The organism is Paramesorhizobium deserti, from assembly GCF_001558695.1.
GTDB classification, from domain to species: Bacteria; Pseudomonadota; Alphaproteobacteria; order Rhizobiales; family Rhizobiaceae; genus Paramesorhizobium; species Paramesorhizobium deserti.
Genome location: NZ_LNTU01000001.1, coordinates 803,736 through 821,809 on the forward strand (window position 1 = coordinate 803,736; position 18,074 = coordinate 821,809).

The window sequence follows — 18,074 nt, forward strand, 5'->3', positions numbered from 1 at the left end:
GATTTCACGGACCATATCTCAAGGCAAGGAAGAAATGCCGAAACGGGTTCTTCCAAGTTTCTCACGCAAGTCCGGACGGAAAACGCTTCATACTTTTCCTGGACTTGCTGGGTACGGTCGCTTTGACGAGGACTGCACATGACACGCATGACACCGTTCTCGAGCCCGCTTCTGCTCGGGTTCGATACAATGGAAAAGACACTGGAGCGTATCGCCAAATCCGGAGACGGATACCCGCCATACAATATCGAGCGTCTGCGCACCAAATCCGGACCGGAACGGCTGAGAATCACGTTGGCCGTCGCGGGTTTCTCGGACAGCGATCTCGAGGTGACGACGGAAGACAACCAACTCGTCATTCGCGGTCGACAGACGGACGAAGAGGAACGCGAATATCTGCATCGCGGCATTGCCGCACGCCAGTTCCAGCGCGTCTTCGTGCTGGCGGATGGAATGCGCGTCGTTGCCGCGGAGTTGAAAAACGGGCTGCTTTCGATTGATCTCGACCGCCCGGAACCGGAACGGCTCGTCAAACGTATTGATATAAATGTGAAGGACTGAGCCCCGCCCCGGCGGATCGCCGTAACCAGCTCTTGGAGACAAGGTCATTCACGACTTGTCCAGAACGGAGGCTTCAATGACCAACGACAAACACATTTTCACCGAAACCGAATTCGCGCATCTGGGCGCCGGCGAAATCGCCTATATGCGCAAGATGCTGACCGACGACCTGGCGCGCAGCTTCCCGGCCTTGCCGCCGATGGCCCCCGGCCTGGAGCTCTGGGCCCTGTTCGGCGCCGATGGCGCACCGATCGTGCTTTCCGATGCGCGCGACAACATCCTCGCCGGGGCACAGGAACACGAACTGCGCACGGTGATGCTGCAGTGATCCTTCCGGTGCTTTGATTAAGCAAAAGGGCTGCCGAACGCAGCCCTTTTTCGTTGGCGCCACATCTTCGGGCGGCGGCCGCAGCAAGCTTTATCCAGCGCTGGCAGCTTGCTTTCTGGCAATCTCGAAAGCGAGCCGCCAGCAAGCGCCAATATAGAGGCTCAGGCGGCGTTGGAGGCCGGCTGGGTCGTCAGGAAAGAGTAAAGCGCCTGCGCGTCGTGCGTGCCGCGAAGCTTGGTCACCATGTCAGGATCACGCAGCAGGCGCGCGATACGCGACAGCGCCTTGAGATGATCAGCGCCAGCGTTCTCAGGCGCAAGCAGCAGGAAGACGATATCCACCGGCTGGTCATCCAGCGCCTCGAAATCCACCGGATTTTCGAGGCGGGCGAAGATGCCGGTTATGCGCTTGATGCTGTTGAGCTTGCCATGGGGGATGGCGATGCCGTTCCCCACGCCGGTCGAGCCGAGCCGCTCACGCTGCAGGATGGTATCGAACACTTCGCGCTCGGTAAGACCCGTCAGTTCCGCGGCCTTCTCGGCCATGATCTGTAGCAGTTGTTTCTTGGAGCTTGCTTTCAGCGCTGGGATAATCGCCGCGGGCTGAATCAGATCGCTAAGATCCATTCTCTCCATTCCTTCTTTATGCGGGATCAGGCGATCCCGACTCTATAGACTTCCACGTACCCCAAACGACGTGGAGGCCCTCAAGGTTGCTCTCAGGAGCGGGATACTTTCTCGCCCGTCACCGTCGAGGGATCGATCCAACCTATGTTGCCGTCGGCCCGACGATACACGATGTTGACTTCGTTGTTACCCGCATTGCGGAACACGAGAACCGGACTATCTTTGAGATCGAGCTCCACGACCGCGGAAGCGACACTCATGGTACGCAACGATACCGAGGTTTCGGCGACGACCGTCGGAGCATAATCCTCCGGCATGGCTTCGTCGTCCTCGGGAGCCGGAGACATCACACGGTAGACCACGTCATCATAGGCGGAATTGTTGTTGGCGACCTGATGCGACTTCAGCCTGCGCTTGTAGCGCCGCAGGCGTGTTTCGATCTTGTCCGCAGCCGCATCGAATGCCAGCTGCGGGTCCTGTGCCTCACCTGTGGTCTGCAGGGTCGCACCGGTATCAAGATGCAGCATGCAGTCTGCCGAAAAGCGGGAGGAGGACTTCACGACCGTGACATGGCCGGAATATCCGCCATCGAAATATTTGCCGATCGCTTCGCTGATCCGATCCTCGATCCGGATGCGGAATGCATCGCCGATATCCATATGCTTTCCAGATACACGCAGACTCATGTGGTTATACCTCGTTTGCGTTTTTCCCTTGCGACCCAATCTAACCACAAGGCGCGGTGTGAGCAAAGCGATCCGGCACGTTGCGCACGGATCATACGACCAACTTTCCCATTCCGGTTAACCACTTGCTGCCGCGCATCCCTCACTTGTTGGCCATTACCCGGCCATGCAGCTTCGGACAGCCCGCGCATCATCGCGCGAGCGGGCTTCTATTGAGTGACGTTGCGAAAGTCAATTCAAACTTAAGAAGTCCTTAACGGACTCCTTCCCTCGTTGTGTCGCCCCACACGACATAGGTCACGGTCTAGCGCCCAAACGCGGCAATCGCCTTCTTTTCCCGCCGCCGCTGGATCGATGATGGAATGTTCATCGATTCCCGGTATTTGGCGACGGTCCGCCGTGCGATATCCACGCCATCCCGGTTGAGAATATCGACAATGGCATCATCGGACAATATCGAATCGGGACTTTCTCGGTCTATCAACTGCCGTATCTGATGACGCACCGCCTCTGAGGAGTGCGCGTCTCCCCCTTCGGCGGATGCGATCGCGGCATTGAAGAAATAACGCAATTCGAACACACCGCGCGGCGTCAGCATGTATTTGTTGGCGGTGACGCGGCTTACCGTCGATTCATGCATGCCGATGGCGTCGGCGACCATCCGCAGATTGAGCGGCTTCAGATGCGAAACGCCGTTGACGAGGAAGCCGTCCTGCTGGCGCACGATCTCGCGAGCCACCTTCAGGATGGTGCGAGCCCGCTGATCGAGGCTGCGTGTCAGCCAATTGGCGTTCTGCAGGCATTCCGACAGGAAATCCTTCTCCTGCGGGCCGGCGCCACGTGCAACGGCGGTGTAATAATCATGGTTGACCAGCACCCGCGGCAGGGCGGCGGAATTGAGCTCGATCTCCCAGCCGCCACCATGGGCGGGCACGACATTGACATCCGGCACGATGGCGTCGGCCACGCCGACGGCGAAGAGCGCACCGGGTTTGGGATCGAGCAGGCGGATCTCCGCCAGCATGTCGAGAAGGTCCGCCTGGTCGACGCCGCAGAGCCGCTTCAGGGTCTGGAAATCCCGCTTCGCCAGGAGTTCGAGATTGGCGAGGAGCGCCTGCATCGCCGGATCGAAGCGATCCTTCTGCCGGAGCTGGATGGCGAGGCATTCGGCGAGATCGCGGGCGAACAGCCCGGCCGGCTCGAATGTCTGCAGGGTGGCGAGCACATCCTCGACCACCGGCAAATCCGCTCCAAGGCGTCCGGCGATCTCGGCAAGGTCGGCGCGAAGATAGCCCATATCGTCGAGATGATCGGCGAGTTCGGCGGCGATAAGCCTTTGAGCCGGGTCGCTGAAGGCGAAGAGTATCTGTTCGTCGACATGGTCACGCAGCGAGACGCGATGTGCCGTTACCTGCTCGATATCGAACCCATCGCCGCCACCGCAGACATAGCCGTCCCCGCTGGAGGATTTCCATTGCGAGGCGAGATCCGGCGCGATCTGCTCGTAACGGCCGGGATCGTCGGGAAAGACATTCTCCATCGAACTGTCGAAGGTCTCGGAAATGGCGCCTGAATCGGGTGCGCTGCCGTCCAGCCAGTCGATGCCCTCCTCACCCTGCCCGCCGGCAAGAGGCGTGGCGTCGAAGGCGGAATCGTCGGCATCGCCCATCATATCCGAACGCTCGGGCGACGAACGGGCATCGGACGCGATATCGTCATTGGCCGGCTCGATGCGTTCCAGGAGCGGGTTCTTCTCGATCTCCAGATCGATAAAATGTTCAAGCTCGATATGGGTCATCTGCAGCAGCCTGATGGACTGCATCAGCTGCGGCGTCATGACGAGCGATTGCGACTGGCGCAAATCGAGCTTTGGCGAAAGTGCCATGGCCTACGCTTTACTCCCCCTACCCTTACATCACCCTGGCGCACCTCTCTTTACAAAACTGGTACAAACCTTGCTTGTCAATTCAGAATGTGCGGTTTTGGGCGCTTCTGACGCCGAAAAACGGGCAGAATCGCACTTTTCTGATTCTTTTTTTTGGCAAAAGGCGGAACGGAAAAGGAATTTCCGCTCCTGCGCAGCGGATCAAAGCATGAACTGATCGCCGAGATAAAGCCGCCGAACATCGGGATTGGCGACGATTTCCGCCGGGCGGCCATGGGTGAGCACCTGACCGGCATGGATGATATAGGCGCGGTCGATGAGGCCCAGCGTCTCGCGCACATTATGATCGGTGATGAGCACGCCGATGCCGCGGCTCGTCAGGTGGCGCACCAATTGCTGGATGTCGGAGACGGCGATGGGATCGACGCCGGCGAAAGGCTCGTCGAGGAGCATGAAATTGGGCCGCGAGGCGAGCGCGCGGGCGATCTCGAGCCTGCGGCGCTCGCCGCCGGAGAGCGAGAGCGCGGGCGCCTTGCGCAGATGCGCGATGTGGAACTCATCGAGCAGAGCGTCGAGCTCGCCGGCACGCTTCTTCTTGTCCTTCTCGACGACCTCCAGAACGGCCTTGATATTGTTTTCCACCGAAAGGCCACGGAAAATCGAGGCTTCCTGCGGGAGATAGCCGATGCCGAGACGCGACCGCCGGTACATCGGCATGGTCGTCACGTCAAAGCCGTCGATCTCGATCGAGCCGCTGTCGACGGGCACGAGGCCGGTCACCATGTAGAAGCAGGTGGTCTTGCCCGCGCCGTTGGGACCGAGAATGCCCACCGCCTCTCCGGCGCGCACGCCGAAGGAAACGCCGTTAACAACCTGCCGGCCGCGATAGCTCTTGGTGAGGCCGCGCGCGACGAGCGTGCCCTTGAGACGCTTGAGATCACCCGATCCTGGCCGGGAGGAACTGGCAGGAGCAGCCGGCACAGCAGTGGAAGCCGGTTGAACACCGTCTTTGCCCTGCACCTTGGTACGCGATAAAAATGTCACTGTGCAGGCCCGGATCAGTTGCGTTTCGCGCTGCCGGCACGATTGCCCTGCTGGTCGTTCTTCGGCGTGAGGATGATCGAGACACGGCCGGCCTGGCCCTTGCAGCTTTCAAGGAAAGCCTTGCCGGTCGCGGTGTTGGCGGTCAGCTTGCAGCCCGTGGCGACATTGTCGCCATCGGAAAGCACGACCTTCTTGCCCTGCAGCGTCATGGTCTGCGTCTTCGCATCGTAGGTTCCGCTGTCGCCGGTGGCGATCTGCGTACCCGACTTGAGATAGACCTTGCCGCTCACCTCGAGATGATCGATACCGGCCGCGCCGAGGCCGGTCGCCTCGGACTGCGCCTGCTGCGCGCCGCCGTTTTCGCCCGATTTGCTGGCGTAATAGACCGTCATCTTGCCGGATTTGAGCACCGACTGCCCCTGCACGACCGAGACATTGCCGGTGAAGATGGCAATGCCTTCCTTGTCGCGCATCTCCAGCTTGTCCGCGTTTATCTGGACGGGCTCCTTGCCATTGGAGAGATTGAGCCCGCCGAACGGAACGTTCTGCGTCTGCTGCTGGGCGAGCGCCGGAGCCGGAACAGAAGCCATGGCAGCGAAAAAAGCCGCCGCCGTCACCGTTGCGAGGCGGGGAGCTTTATGTTTCGAAAGAAGGTCTTTGCGTATTGCCAACCTGCGCTGCATTCCTAACATCCCCTTTAAAGACCGGCAGCGCCTGATGTCCGCCCTCTGCCCGGCCAGGCGTCAAACAAGGCCATGCCCTTAGCCATCGTTACCCGGAGCCGAAATATCGCTCTTTTGCTCTTTTGGCGGATCGATGACAAGCTTTACCTTGTTCTCGAACACCATCACGTCGCCATTATCCTGGATCTGCATCTTGTCCGCCGATATATGCGCATCGCCATTCTGGATATCGACGGGCTGATCCGTGGTGATACGCCCGGTGGAGATATTGACGTCCGCCGACTTCAATTTCGCCTTCAATCCACTGTTGGTAGTAACAGTAAAATCCTTATCGAGTTGCAAACGCCCGTTGGCATTGTCGTAAATGCCGGATTTCGCTTCTATCTTGGCGCGCTGGTCGGGACCGAGGGGAAGTTCGGCATCGATGTTCTCAAGGGTGATGACGCCATTGTTGGTGACGTCCTGCATCGCGCGGGCGGCCGTCATCGTATAGGGAAGGTTTTCCTTGGTGAATCCGTCGAGCTTGGGATTGGTCATCACCAGCTTGCCGTCCTCGGTCTCCGTCGTACCGACCTGGATCGTGACGGGGGCGGTCGGAGCGGCGAGAAAGGTGAACCACGAGAAGACGCCGGCAACAGCGACGGCGGCAAGCGGCAACGCGGTCTTGAGCACACGCACGCGCCCCGAATGGCGCTGCGCCGCCTGGAAAACCGCGGCGCTTTTTTCGGAGGCGCCGAAATCCATCATATGGGCACCCCCGGGTGCCCCAGCTCCCCGGTTCAAACCGTCTTTTTTCGCGTTCATATGACTAAATTCTCTTGTAGTGGGCCAACCGGACCATTTTCACGGCCCATTCACACTCCAATATGGTTATATTGAGATAGAATACCAAATAGAAGCTAACAGCGTCTTGCCGCAGGGGTTAAGCTACACCTAAAGTGGCAGCCAAATCCTTCGGATTCAATAAACCGTTTATACGGCGTTCAACGCCTTGTGCAACAACGAATACGGGTACGACCATGACACAATCTGCCGACGCAATTATAGACCGGCGGCGGCTGCGACGGAAGCTCACCTTCTGGCGTATCGCGACACTGGCCGTGGTGGCGCTCGGCATCGCGGCGCTCATCAATTTCACCAGCGGGATCGGCGGGCGCAACACACCGCATATCGCCAAGGTGAAGATCGAAGGCACGATTCTCGAGGACGACGATCTGCTCGACCGCCTCGACAAAATCGCCGCCAGCGATGCGGTGAAGGGCCTGATCGTCTCGGTCGATTCGCCGGGAGGCACGACGGCCGGCGGCGAGGCGATTTTCGAAGCGGTGCGCAAGGTCGCCGAGAAGAAGCCGGTCGTGGCCCAGGTCGGCACGCTCGCGGCTTCCGCCGGCTATATGATCGCCAGCGCCGCCGACCATATTGTGGCGCGCCAGTCCTCGATCGTCGGTTCCATCGGCGTCCTGTTCCAATATCCCGATATTTCACAGCTCCTGACCAAGCTCGGCGTCAAGATCGAGACCATCAAGTCGAGCCCGCTCAAGGCCGAGCCGAACTTCTTCAGCCCCGCCAGCGAGGAAGCAAAGGGAATGATCCGCAACATGATCATGGATTCCTATGACTGGTTCGTCGGCCTCGTCGAAAGCCGCCGCCCGCTCGACCATACGCAGACCCTGGCGCTGGCAAACGGCGCGGTCTTCACCGGGCGACAGGCGCTCGGCAACAAGCTCGTCGACGAGCTTGGTGGCGAGGACGAGGCGGTCAACTGGCTTAAAGGCAAGGGCGTGGACAGCAAGCTTTCCGTCATCGAGTGGAAGCCGGAGAAATCGGGCGCGGGCTGGTTTTTCTCCGAATCGACGGCCAGATTGCTGACGCGGCTTCTGGGCCTGCCGGAGGAGAGCGGCAGCCTGTTGCGCGAGGTGACGGGCGAGCGCATCTTCACCCCCGGCCTGCTCTCGATCTGGCATACCGAGACGGTGCCGTCCAAAGGCCAATAAGCTGTTGAATATCAATGTTTATGCGAATACTACTGTATCCGCAGAACCATGAATGCAACGTGCAAAGAGGGGTCGAACGCCGTGATCAAGTCAGAACTCGTACAGATCATCGCCAGCCGTAATCCGCATCTCTTTCAACGCGACGTGGAAAACATCGTCGGCGCTGTGTTCGATGAGATCACCAATGCGCTGGCGGAGGGCAACCGGGTGGAATTGCGCGGCTTCGGCGCCTTCTCAGTGAAAAATCGCCCCGCACGCAGTGGACGCAATCCCCGGACGGGTGAAGCGGTCAGCGTGGAGGAGAAGTGGGTGCCGTTCTTCAAGACGGGCAAGGAACTGCGCGACCGCCTGAACAGCAACGACCAATAATCCACAACATCATGGCAAACCGTCTCGTCACCATCATCATCTTCGTGCCGCTGGCAATCGTGCTGATCGCGCTGTCTGTCGCCAATCGCGCGACCGTCACCGTGACGCTCGATCCGTTCAACCCCGGGAATCCGGCGCTGTCCTATTCGGCGCCGCTGTTCGTCTGGCTATTCGGGATGTTGATCGCCGGACTCATTCTCGGCGGTGTGGTGACGTGGTTCGCGCAGGGCAAATATCGCAAGCTTGCCCGCACCCGCAAAGCGGAAGCCGACCGGCTGCGCCAGAATACCGAAAGCGGGAAGACGGGCGACCCAGCTTCCCCGACGCAATTGCCTGCCCTGCGCTGAGCGCTCGCGGTTCGGGACCAGCCATGAAAAACATCTCCGCCGACGAAATCGATGCCGTCCTCACCTGGCCGGACATGGTGGACGCGCTTGACCGCGCCTTTCGCGAGGGCATGATCCAGCCGGTGCGCCATCACCATACCGTCGAGCGGCCGCAGGGTGCGGCGTCCACCCTGCTGCTGATGCCCGCCTGGTCCGATTTCTCCGGGCTGGAAGACATCACGAAGGGCTATATGGGCGTCAAGATCGTGACGGTTTCGCCGGATAATGGCGCAATCGGCAAGCCAGCCGTAATGGGTGTCTATCTGCTTCTCGACGGCACCACCGGCGAGCCGAAGGCGCTGATCGACGGGCAGAGACTGACCAACTGGCGCACCGCCGGCGCTTCGGCGCTCGCCGCGCGCTATCTCGCCCGCGAGGATGCCGAAAAGCTGGTGATCATCGGCGCCGGATCGCTCTCGACCTTCATCGCCAGGGCGCACAGCGCCGTAAGGCCGATCAAGGATATAGCCATCTGGAATCGCAATCTGGAGAGCGCCGAAAGGGTCGCCCGGCAATTGACCGCCGAAGGGCTCAACGCCCGTGTGGCGGAGAACCGGGATGCTGCGATCGCCGAAGCCGATATCGTATCCGCCGCGACGCTCTCCACCCTTCCTCTGATCCACGGCAAGTTCCTGAAGCCCGGCGCGCATGTCGATCTGATCGGCGCCTTCGCGCCTGCCATGCGCGAGACGGACGATGAATGCATCCTGCGTGCCCGCGTGTTCGTCGATACCAGAGAGGGTGCGCTGAAGGAGGGCGGCGATATAGTCCAGCCTCTGAAGGCGGGCGTCATCCAGGAGGGTCATGTGCTCGGCGATCTCTATGATCTGACGCGCGGCAAGGTGAAGGGTCGGGGCTCGGCGGAGGAGATCACGCTCTTCAAGTCGGTCGGGGCGGCGCTCGAAGACCTCGCGGCCGGCATCCTGATTTACGAGAAGACGGCGGCCAAGGACGCGCAGTGACGTCTTTTTTCCTTTCGTCTTTCCGTAGTTTGTCCTAGGTGGAAGCCGAATTAACGGGAATTTGCGGTTGAAACCACCGAAGCGAAAAGACAAGCGGCAGCAGCGGAGCGACAAGACGCCAGCCGGCGCGCGCGCGCCGCTTTCCCCAGCGCGGGCAAAGCCGGCGCAGGGGAAACAGGCGCGACCGGCGCCCGAACCCGCACGGCCGCGGCTGCTCAACCGACGCGAAGGCAAGCGGCCCGACGAGAAACTGCCGCTGATCCTCGAGACCGAACCTTCCGAGGACTATGCGCTGCTCGACAGCGGCAATGGCCAGAAGCTCGAGCAATACGGGCCGTACCGCATAGTACGCCCGGAAGGCCAAGCGATCTGGCTGCCGGCATGGGACCAGTCGGAGTGGGTGAAGGCCGATGCGGTCTTCACCGGCAATACCGACGAAGAAGGCATGGGGCGCTGGCATTTCCCGCGCACGCCGCTCGGCGAGACATGGCCCATGGCCTATGACGGCATTCCCTTCCATGGCCGATTCACCTCGTTCCGCCATGTCGGCGTCTTTCCCGAACAGGCTTCGCACTGGTCCTATATGGACCAGTTGATCCGCGATGCCGGGCGGCCAGTACGCGTGCTCAATCTCTTCGGCTATACCGGCCTCGCATCGCTGGTCGCGGCAAGAGCGGGAGCCGAGGTCACCCATGTCGATGCCTCGAAGAAGGCCATCCTCTGGGCGCGGGAGAACCAGGAAATGGCAGGCTTGTCCGACAAGCCCATCCGCTGGATCTGCGACGACGCGACCAAATTCGTCACCCGCGAGGAGCGACGTGACAGCCGCTACGATATCATCCTGCTCGACCCGCCGGCCTATGGCCGCGGGCCGAACGGCGAGGTCTGGCAATTGTTCGACAATTTGCCTGAGATGGTCGATCTCTGCCGCTCGATCCTGACGCCGAAGCCGCTGGCCGTGGTGCTGACGGCCTATTCGATCCGCGCCTCCTTCTTCGCCATCCACGAATTGATGCGCGATGCCTTCACCGGGCTTGGTGGACGGGTGGAATCGGGCGAACTCATCCTGCGCGAACGCTCCGCCGGGCGCGCTCTTTCGACTTCGCTTTTCAGCCGCTGGGTGGCGCAATGAGTGGCCATGACGATTTTCCGAAGACGGGCAAGGTGAAGGAAGTCACCAGCCTGACCAACCCGATCGTCAAGGATCTGCGTGCGCTGTCGGTGAAGAAATTCCGCGACCAGCAGGGCGTCTTTCTAGCGGAGGGGCTGAAGCTCGTCATCGACGCGCTCGATCTCGGCTGGCGCATCCGCACGCTGGTCTTCGCCAAGGCCGGCAAGGGTAACGCCCTTGTCGAGCAGGTGGCGGCGCGCACCGTCGCCAAGGGAGGGCTGGTGCTGGAGGTGAGCGAGAAAATCATCTCCGCCATTACAAGACGCGACAACCCGCAAATGGTCGTCGGCGTCTTCGAGCAGAAATATCATCCCCTTGGCGGTCTCAAACCCCAGGGCAATGACGTCTATGTCGCGCTCGACCGGGTGCGCGATCCCGGCAATCTCGGCACCGTCATCCGCACGGCGGACGCTGTGGGCGCGAAGGGCGTGATCCTGATCGGCGACACCACGGACCCCTTCTCCATCGAAACGGTGCGCGCGACGATGGGCTCGGTCTTTGCCTTGCCGCTCTACCGCGCGAGCGAAGCCGATTTCCTTGCCTGGCGGAAAAATTTCTCGGGCCTCCTCGTCGGCACGCATCTGAAAGGCGCGGTCGACTATCGCACCATTCCCTACGCCCGCAAGCCGGTCGTCCTGATGATGGGCAACGAACAGCAGGGCCTGCCGGACAGCCTCGCTTCCGCCTGTAACAGGCTCGCCCGCATCCCGCAGGCGGGACGCGCCGATTCGCTCAATCTGGCGATCGCCACCGGCGTAATGCTGTTCGAGATCCGACGCGAGGCGCTCGTCCTCGATGAAAGACCGGGCGAAAAATGACCAGAAAACCTGTTTTCTTGAATTTCGCCGTGGTGGCCTTGGCCGTTATTCTCGACCAGTTCGTCAAATATCTGGTCGAAACGGGCATGGAATATCATCAGCAGATCGATATTCTGCCGGTTCTGGCGCTGTTTCGCACACATAATGACGGCATCGCCTTCTCCATGCTCTCGTCGATGGGCGATACCGGCCTCATCATCATGACGCTCGTCGTCATCGCTTTCGTGCTCTATCTCTGGTGGTCGAGTGCGGCGGAGCGGCGGCTGGCGCGGTTCGGCTTCGCGCTGATCATCGGCGGGGCGATCGGAAACCTGATCGACCGCAGCCTCCACGGCTATGTGATCGATTACGTCCTTTTCCACACCGCCACCTGGTCCTTCGCGGTCTTCAACCTGGCAGATGCCTTCATCACCATCGGCGCCGGACTGATCATTCTCGATGAGCTCATCGCCTGGAAGAGCGAACGGGACGAAGGCAAAATCAACGACGGGTGAAGCCGCTTGTTTCGGCAGAAAATGCTATAGCGCTTTATAAAAATTTGATCGTTTCGGGAAACCGGACCTGAACCGCCATATGTTAAGGCGGAGCATGAGCATCGCCGATCCGACCGCCCATAATGCCCTGCCGCCCGCCTCGAACCATCGGCCCATACCTGATGGAAGGGCAATGCTGCAGGCGGCGAAGAACCGCGACCGGGCTGCATTTTTGCGGGACGCGAGGAATGGCGCGGTCGGAACGAGGGCAATACTCCTTCTGTGCCCGCTTTTCGGCATGGGAGCCACCGCCTCGGCGCTGGCAGAGTGGCCGCTACCCCTGACATTCATACTGGCGGGGCTGACGGCGCTGACCGGCGCCATCGGTTGGCAGCGGAGCGCCCGCACCCCCAATACCAATGGCATCCTCGTCCTCGAAGAGAAGATCGAGGTCCAGCACCGTAAGATTGAAGAGTTGGCGGACCGGCTGTGGGAGGCGACGGAAAAGCTCGAAACGGAGGCGCTTCTGGTCGCGGCGCGCGAACGCGCCGAAAACGCCAATCAGGCGAAATCGCGCTTTCTCGCCACCGTCAGCCACGAGATCCGCACGCCGCTCAACGGCATCATCGGAATGGCGAAACTGCTTTCGGAGACAGGTCTTACCGGCGAGCAGCGCGCCTATACCGATGCCGTCCTGCAATCGGGCGATGCGCTTCTCCTCTTGATCGAGGATCTCCTGGATTTCTCCAAGATCGAGGCGGGGCATTTCGAGGCCAAATCGGTCGAGACCGAAATCGTGCCGCTGTGCGAATCGATCATCGAGCTCCTGGCATCGCGGGCCTATGCTAAAGGGATCAGCCTCGGCTGCCATGTCTCGAGCAATGTGCCTGAAAGAATGGGCATCGATCAGGCGCGCGTCCGGCAGGTTCTCATCAATCTGATCGGAAACGCTGTCAAGTTCACCGATGAAGGCGGCGTGCTTCTCGACGTCTCGGTCAACAGCAATTCGCTCGTCTTCAGCGTCACCGACAGCGGGCCCGGCCTCAAGCCCGGCGACGAGAAGCGCATTTTCGAGGAATTCGAGCAGGCCGATGACGGTTCGACGGCGCCGCGGGACGGCGCCGGGCTCGGACTGGCGATCTCGCAAAAGATCGCGGCGGCGATGGGCGGCACCATTCATGTGGAGAGCGAATGGAAGAAGGGCTGCCGCTTCATCTTCACCCTCCCCTTTGCCGGTGCGCCGCCGCCGGCCGAGCGCCGCCAGCTTACAGACAGAAATTATCTCATCCTCAGCGCCAACCGCCACGAAGCCGATGCCCTGGCGCGGACGCTCCATGACCATGGAGCAATCGTACTTTTTGCCAGTGACGGCGCGGAGGCGCTCGATATGGCCGGAAGGCAGCATTTCGACGCCATTCTGGCCGATATGGCCTTCGCCGAGGTGCTGTCGCCGCTGCTTCGCGCGCATAAGGCGGCGGACAAAAGCGGTATCCAAGGCGTGCGCAAGGCGGTCATCCTGATAAAGCCGGAGGAGAAAAACGATCTGCCGGCGATCATGGGTCGGGGTTTCGACGCCTTCCTCGTGCGCCCCGTGCGCTCGGCGAGCCTCCTGCGCATCCTGACCTCGGAATTGCCGGAGCCCCTGTGGAAAGCCATCCGCGTACCACAGACAGCCGCGCCGGATACGCCGCCGCTGCGCGTTCTCATCGCCGACGACAATGAAATCAATCTGCAGCTTGCGCGCGCCGTTCTGTCGCGCGCCGGGCACGAGGCTGTCATCGCCAATGACGGCGAGGCCGCGGTGGCCGCCTTTCGTCAAGCCAGGTTCGACGGGGCCGGCTTCGACATCGTGTTGATGGATCTGCACATGCCGCGCATGGATGGCGACGCGGCGATCAAGGCCATACGCAATTTCGAGACGGCGCAGGCCATGCCGGCAGTACCCATTCTGGTGCTGACTGCCGACGATCAGGCCGAAACGCGAGCGAGACTGATGAAACTCGGCGCGGCGGGCTTCATCGCCAAGCCTGTAGACCCGGCGGAGCTTGCCATCGCGATCACGGAACATGTGAAGCCACAGGAGAGATAGCCATATTCATGTCACCTTGCTGTCATCGTGATGTAGCAGTTGCGGATTATCTCCTTTGCGCATGTGTTGAGCTGCTTCGCAGGTTTCCGAGGAAACGCTGCGAAATTTTCAACTGTTTGAAAATTTTATATTTATTCCGCCGCCCTCCCCCAAAGGCGGAATAAAGGACTGGAGAAGACTGCCATGAGCACATTGCTTGGAATTTCCCGGCAAATCATTAATGATGCGGGCATGTCGAGCATCGAAACACCTGCGGCCCTCTTTACCTCGCCCGACAGCCCCGGCGTTCTCGGGCGCCTGGGCTCGCTAGAAGTCCGCCTTGCCCGGACGGCGGCGGAAATTGCCGCCGCGCAGGAATTGCGTTTCAGGATATTCTTCGACGAATTGGGCGCAATGCAGGAGAATGCGGCGATCCTGGAAGAGCGCGATGCGGACCGCTTCGATGCCGCCTGCGATCATCTCCTCGTCTATGACACCGCCATCGCCGAGCCGGAACACCGGCAGATCGTCGGCACCTACCGGCTGCTGCGCGGCGAAATGGCGCGTGAGGCCCACGGCTTCTACTCGGCCGGCGAATATGACGTCGACCGGCTGACGCTCGCCAAGCCTGATCTCCATTTCCTCGAGCTCGGCCGCTCCTGCGTCAAGCCGGAATACCGCTCGAAGCGAACGGTGGAGCTGTTGTGGCAGGGCATATGGGCCTATTGCCGCCGTCACCGCATCGACGTGATGTTCGGCTGCGCGTCGTTCCCGGGCGCCATTCCCGCCGCGCACGCGCTCGCCCTGTCGTTCCTGCATCACAATTGCCGCGCGGACGCGGATTGGGACGTGCGGGCGCTGCCGCAACGTTATCAGCCGATGGATCTGATGCCCCGGGAAGCGATCAACCCCAAGGTGGCGCTGTTCTCCATGCCGCCGCTGATCAAGGGCTATCTCAGGCTGGGCGCGATGATCGGCGATGGCGCAGTGGTCGACCAGGCCTTCGGCACGACGGATGTGTTCATCATCCTGCCGGTCTCGCACATCTCGACCCGCTACATCACCTATTACGGCGCGGAAGCGGACCGGTTTATGTGAATAAGGGAATAGGGGAGTGTGTTGGAGCAAACATACTCCCCTACTCACTTATTCCCCTATTCCCTTACTCCCTTTTGACTGCCAATTCCTTCAGCTTATAAATCACGTCCATCGCCTCGCGCGGCGTCATCTCGTCGGGGCTGAGCGCCAGAATGGCCTCCGTGAGCGCCTCATTGCCCTTCGGCTTCGGCTGCTCACGCTTCACCTCGACCGAGAACAGCGGCAAGTCGTCGATCAGTTTGTCGGCCTTACCTGATGTTTCGCCCGCTTCCAGCTGATGCAGCACGTCGCGCGCCCGCTCCACCACCGCTTCCGGCAGGCCGGCGAGGCGGGCGACCTGCACGCCATAGGAGCGGTCGGCGGCGCCCTTCGCCACTTCGTGCAGGAAAACGACGTCGCCGTCCCATTCCTTGACCCGCATGGTGACATTCGCCAGCCGCGCCAGCTTTTCCGAAAGCGCGGTCATCTCATGGAAATGGGTGGCGAAAAGCGCGCGGCAGCGGTTCTTCTCATGCAGGTACTCGACCGAGGCCCAGGCAATGGAGAGCCCGTCGAAGGTAGCGGTGCCGCGCCCAATCTCGTCGAGGATCACCAGCGAGCGCTCGCCGGCCTGGTTGAGGATGGCTGCGGTCTCCACCATTTCCACCATGAAGGTAGAGCGGCCGCGCGCCAGATCGTCCGATGCGCCGACGCGGCTGAACAGCCGGTCGACCACGCCGATATGGGCAGCACCCGCGGGCACGAAGGAGCCCATCTGCGCCATAATGGCGATCAGCGCATTCTGGCGCAGGAAGGTGGATTTACCCCCCATATTCGGGCCGGTGAGCAGCCAGATCGCGCCATGCTTCTCGCCGCCCTCGGGCGAGAGATCGCAATCGTTCGCCACGAAAGGATTGGCCGCCTGACGGCGCAACGCCTGCTCAACCACGGGATGTCGGCCGGCGACGATGTTGAAGGCGAGGCTCGCATCGACCATCGGGCGGCAATAACCCTGCTCCTCGGCAAGGGCGGCAAGCGCTGCCGAAACGTCGAGCACGGCAAGAGCCGCCGCGCCGGCGCGGATGGCATCGGCATGGGCGACGGTCTCGTTCGTCAGCTCGTCGAAGATAGCGAGCTCAATGGAAAGCGCCCGGTCGGCGGCATTGGCGATCTTCGATTCCAGCTCCGCCAGCTCCGTGGTGGTGAAGCGCATGGCGCTCGCCATGGTCTGGCGATGGATGAAGCGGCCCTTCGCTTCCGCGCTGCCGGTCATGGTCTCCTGATGGCTGGCAGGCACCTCGATGAAATAGCCAAGCACATTGTTGTGCTTGATCTTCAGCGATTTGATGCCTGTTTCGTCCATATAGCGGGCCTGCAGACCGGCGATAATCCGGCGCGACTGGTCGCGTAAGGCCCGCATCTCGTCAAGCTCGGCATGATAGCCGGCCCGGACGAAGCCGCCGTCACGCTTCAGAAGCGGCAGTTCATCGTCAAGCGCACAGTCGAGATGCTCGGCATAATCCTGCGGCAGGGCAACCAGCGCAGCACGCGCTTCATCGAGCTCCGGCGGCAGATTGCAGCCAGCAAGAAGCGCGGCTATCCCACGCGAGGCCTCAAGCCCGCGCTGCAACGCGCCAAGGTCGCGCGGACCGCCACGGCCGACAGCCAGACGCGAGAGCGCACGCGGCATATCGGGCACGCCCTTCAATTCGGCCCGCAAGCCCTCGGCGAGCTGCTGTTCGCCCAGGAAAAACGAGACCGCATCCTGGCGCATCACTATTGCGCCGGGATCGGTCAGCGGCGAAGTGAGCCGCTCGGCCAGAAGACGGGCGCCGCCGCCGGTCACGGTGCGGTCGATCGCCTTGAGCAGGCTGCCGTCGCGGCTGCCTGAAAGCGTGCGCGTCAACTCCAGATTGGCGCGCGTCGCGGGATCGATGAAGAGCGCGGAGCCCTCCTGCTCGCGCTCGGGATACATCAGCGGCGGGCGTTCCGAGATCTGGGTCTTCTCGATATAGGCAATGGCGCCGGAGATCGCGGAAAGCTCCGAGCGCGAGAACTGACCGAAGCCATCGAGCGCCGCCACCTCGAAATAGCGCTTGATGCGCGCCTCGGCGGTGGCGCTGTCGAAGAGGCTCGCCGGCTGCGGCGTCACCGCCCGGCCTATGATGTCGAAGACGGGACGCAGTTCGGGATCGTGAAACACCGGCTCGGCGACGATCAGCTCGCGCGGATCAACCCGCATGATATCGGCAAGGAGCCTGCCGGAGGCCGTTTCGGAGACGCGGAAGGTGCCGGTCGAAATGTCGATCCAGGCGAGCGCCATATGCCCATCCTCGGCTCCCTTGACCCGGCCGAGGGTCATCAGGAAATTGGCCTCGGACGGGTCGAGCAGCTTTTCCTCGGTGATCGTGCCGGGGGTGACGAGGCGGATGACATCGCGGCGCACCACCGATTTCGAGCCGCGCTTCTTGGCCTCCGCCGGATCCTCGGTCTGCTCGCAGACGGCAACGCGGAAGCCCCTGGCAATCAGCTTCTGCAGGTAATCGTCGGCGGCATGCACCGGCACGCCGCACATCGGGATATCCTCGCCCAAATGCTTGCCGCGCTTGGTAAGCGTGATGCCGAGCGCCCTCGATGCCTCGACGGCATCGTCAAAGAACAGCTCGTAGAAATCGCCCATGCGATAGAACAGGAGCGACCCCTCATTCGCAGCCTTGATCTCGATATATTGCTCCATCATCGGCGTCGGACGCGCGCCCGCATCGAACGGGCTGACGCCGGTCTCGACATTGTCGGTGATTTGCGGCTGATCGTTCAATGCGGCTTCCCGGAATTGTTCCATGACGGCTTCGATGGGTAATTGGTCGCTTCGAGATAAATACCTATTACGTATCGCGCTGTTTACACACCGCCGTGCTAGCGGTATCGGACATTTCTCCACAG

The 18,074-nt window shown here is 61.3% G+C and carries 18 protein-coding genes; 11 read left to right on the forward strand and 7 right to left on the reverse strand.

Annotated elements, in window-relative coordinates; all coding sequences use genetic code 11:
• The first annotated feature begins 138 nt into the window (after positions 1 to 138).
• Positions 139 to 561, forward strand: coding sequence for an Hsp20 family protein (locus ATN84_RS03800; RefSeq protein ID WP_068880165.1), 423 nt, complete (start codon positions 139 to 141; stop codon positions 559 to 561).
• Between the two features lie 76 nt (positions 562 to 637).
• Positions 638 to 889, forward strand: a complete 252-nt coding sequence (locus ATN84_RS03805) for a BQ00720 family protein (RefSeq protein WP_068880166.1) — start codon at positions 638 to 640, stop codon at positions 887 to 889.
• Positions 890 to 1,050: 161 nt separating this feature from the next.
• Here ATN84_RS03805 and ptsN read toward each other — a convergent pair whose 3' ends face one another.
• The 6 genes from ptsN to lptC all read right to left on the reverse strand — a co-directional run bounded on the left by ptsN (position 1,051) and on the right by lptC (position 6,617).
• Positions 1,051 to 1,515, reverse strand: a complete 465-nt coding sequence (gene ptsN, locus ATN84_RS03810) for a PTS IIA-like nitrogen regulatory protein PtsN (protein WP_068880167.1) — start codon at positions 1,513 to 1,515, stop codon at positions 1,051 to 1,053.
• Positions 1,516 to 1,607: 92 nt separating this feature from the next.
• Positions 1,608 to 2,201 carry a ribosome hibernation-promoting factor, HPF/YfiA family gene (gene hpf / locus ATN84_RS03815; protein WP_068880168.1) on the reverse strand — a complete coding sequence of 198 codons (594 nt, stop codon included), beginning with the start codon at positions 2,199 to 2,201 and terminating at the stop codon, positions 1,608 to 1,610.
• Positions 2,202 to 2,505: 304 nt separating this feature from the next.
• Complete coding sequence (gene rpoN / locus ATN84_RS03820) at positions 2,506 to 4,086, reverse strand: RNA polymerase factor sigma-54 (protein ID WP_068880169.1); 1,581 nt, start codon at positions 4,084 to 4,086, stop codon at positions 2,506 to 2,508.
• A 201-nt stretch (positions 4,087 to 4,287) separates the two neighbouring features.
• Entirely contained in the window at positions 4,288 to 5,067 is a 780-nt protein-coding gene (gene lptB, locus ATN84_RS03825; RefSeq protein ID WP_068880170.1) for an LPS export ABC transporter ATP-binding protein, read from the reverse strand.
• Positions 5,068 to 5,144: 77 nt separating this feature from the next.
• Entirely contained in the window at positions 5,145 to 5,720 is a 576-nt protein-coding gene (locus ATN84_RS03830; protein ID WP_068880864.1) for an LptA/OstA family protein, read from the reverse strand.
• A gap of 171 nt (positions 5,721 to 5,891) precedes the next feature.
• A complete protein-coding gene (lptC, locus tag ATN84_RS03835) occupies positions 5,892 to 6,617 on the reverse strand; it encodes an LPS export ABC transporter periplasmic protein LptC (RefSeq protein ID WP_068880171.1) in 726 nt (241 codons plus the stop codon).
• 215 nt (positions 6,618 to 6,832) lie between these two features.
• Here lptC and sppA point away from each other — a divergent pair, with 215 nt between their 5' ends.
• From sppA to olsB, 9 genes are all read left to right on the forward strand, one after another.
• A complete protein-coding gene (gene sppA / locus ATN84_RS03840) occupies positions 6,833 to 7,807 on the forward strand; it encodes a signal peptide peptidase SppA (protein WP_068880172.1) in 975 nt (324 codons plus the stop codon).
• An 81-nt stretch (positions 7,808 to 7,888) separates the two neighbouring features.
• Positions 7,889 to 8,176 carry an integration host factor subunit beta gene (locus ATN84_RS03845; RefSeq protein ID WP_068880865.1) on the forward strand — a complete coding sequence of 96 codons (288 nt, stop codon included), beginning with the start codon at positions 7,889 to 7,891 and terminating at the stop codon, positions 8,174 to 8,176.
• 8 nt (positions 8,177 to 8,184) lie between these two features.
• On the forward strand, positions 8,185 to 8,523 hold the full coding sequence (locus tag ATN84_RS03850) for a lipopolysaccharide assembly protein LapA domain-containing protein (RefSeq protein WP_068880866.1): 339 nt from the start codon (positions 8,185 to 8,187) through the stop codon (positions 8,521 to 8,523).
• Between the two features lie 23 nt (positions 8,524 to 8,546).
• Complete coding sequence (gene lhpI / locus ATN84_RS03855; protein WP_068880173.1) at positions 8,547 to 9,524, forward strand: bifunctional Delta(1)-pyrroline-2-carboxylate/Delta(1)-piperideine-2-carboxylate reductase; 978 nt, start codon at positions 8,547 to 8,549, stop codon at positions 9,522 to 9,524.
• Between the two features lie 67 nt (positions 9,525 to 9,591).
• Positions 9,592 to 10,656, forward strand: a complete 1,065-nt coding sequence (locus ATN84_RS03860; protein ID WP_068880174.1) for an RsmD family RNA methyltransferase — start codon at positions 9,592 to 9,594, stop codon at positions 10,654 to 10,656.
• A complete protein-coding gene (locus ATN84_RS03865; protein ID WP_068880175.1) occupies positions 10,653 to 11,513 on the forward strand; it encodes a TrmH family RNA methyltransferase in 861 nt (286 codons plus the stop codon). Before ATN84_RS03860 ends, ATN84_RS03865 begins: the two co-directional genes overlap by 4 nt.
• Positions 11,510 to 12,007: a signal peptidase II gene (gene lspA, locus ATN84_RS03870; protein WP_068880176.1), complete on the forward strand. Its 498-nt coding sequence runs from the start codon at positions 11,510 to 11,512 to the stop codon at positions 12,005 to 12,007. Before ATN84_RS03865 ends, lspA begins: the two co-directional genes overlap by 4 nt.
• 94 nt (positions 12,008 to 12,101) lie before the next feature.
• A complete protein-coding gene (locus ATN84_RS03875; RefSeq protein ID WP_068880177.1) occupies positions 12,102 to 14,075 on the forward strand; it encodes a response regulator in 1,974 nt (657 codons plus the stop codon).
• Positions 14,076 to 14,258: 183 nt separating this feature from the next.
• Entirely contained in the window at positions 14,259 to 15,152 is an 894-nt protein-coding gene (olsB, locus tag ATN84_RS03880; RefSeq protein ID WP_201026305.1) for a l-ornithine N(alpha)-acyltransferase, read from the forward strand.
• Between the two features lie 64 nt (positions 15,153 to 15,216).
• Here the strand turns inward: olsB and mutS are convergent, their stop codons facing one another.
• Entirely contained in the window at positions 15,217 to 17,871 is a 2,655-nt protein-coding gene (gene mutS, locus ATN84_RS03885; RefSeq protein WP_244490999.1) for a DNA mismatch repair protein MutS, read from the reverse strand.
• Between the last annotated feature and the right edge of the window lie 203 nt (positions 17,872 to 18,074).

What these genes read in the sequence shown, in the direction of transcription:
- lspA (WP_068880176.1), top strand. Translation starts at nt 11,510, where the DNA reads ATGACCAGAAAACCTGTTTTCTTGAATTTCGCCGTGGTGGCCTTGGCC.
- ATN84_RS03805 (WP_068880166.1), top strand. Translation starts at nt 638, where the DNA reads ATGACCAACGACAAACACATTTTCACCGAAACCGAATTCGCGCATCTG.
- olsB (WP_201026305.1), top strand. Translation starts at nt 14,259, where the DNA reads ATGAGCACATTGCTTGGAATTTCCCGGCAAATCATTAATGATGCGGGC.
- lhpI (WP_068880173.1), top strand. Translation starts at nt 8,547, where the DNA reads ATGAAAAACATCTCCGCCGACGAAATCGATGCCGTCCTCACCTGGCCG.
- sppA (WP_068880172.1), top strand. Translation starts at nt 6,833, where the DNA reads ATGACACAATCTGCCGACGCAATTATAGACCGGCGGCGGCTGCGACGG.
- ATN84_RS03875 (WP_068880177.1), top strand. Translation starts at nt 12,102, where the DNA reads ATGAGCATCGCCGATCCGACCGCCCATAATGCCCTGCCGCCCGCCTCG.
- ATN84_RS03865 (WP_068880175.1), top strand. Translation starts at nt 10,653, where the DNA reads ATGAGTGGCCATGACGATTTTCCGAAGACGGGCAAGGTGAAGGAAGTC.
- ATN84_RS03830 (WP_068880864.1), bottom strand. Translation starts at nt 5,720, where the DNA reads ATGGCTTCTGTTCCGGCTCCGGCGCTCGCCCAGCAGCAGACGCAGAAC.
- hpf (WP_068880168.1), bottom strand. Translation starts at nt 2,201, where the DNA reads ATGAGTCTGCGTGTATCTGGAAAGCATATGGATATCGGCGATGCATTC.
- rpoN (WP_068880169.1), bottom strand. Translation starts at nt 4,086, where the DNA reads ATGGCACTTTCGCCAAAGCTCGATTTGCGCCAGTCGCAATCGCTCGTC.
- mutS (WP_244490999.1), bottom strand. Translation starts at nt 17,871, where the DNA reads ATGATGGAGCAATATATCGAGATCAAGGCTGCGAATGAGGGGTCGCTC.
- ATN84_RS03800 (WP_068880165.1), top strand. Translation starts at nt 139, where the DNA reads ATGACACGCATGACACCGTTCTCGAGCCCGCTTCTGCTCGGGTTCGAT.
- lptC (WP_068880171.1), bottom strand. Translation starts at nt 6,617, where the DNA reads ATGAACGCGAAAAAAGACGGTTTGAACCGGGGAGCTGGGGCACCCGGG.
- ptsN (WP_068880167.1), bottom strand. Translation starts at nt 1,515, where the DNA reads ATGGATCTTAGCGATCTGATTCAGCCCGCGGCGATTATCCCAGCGCTG.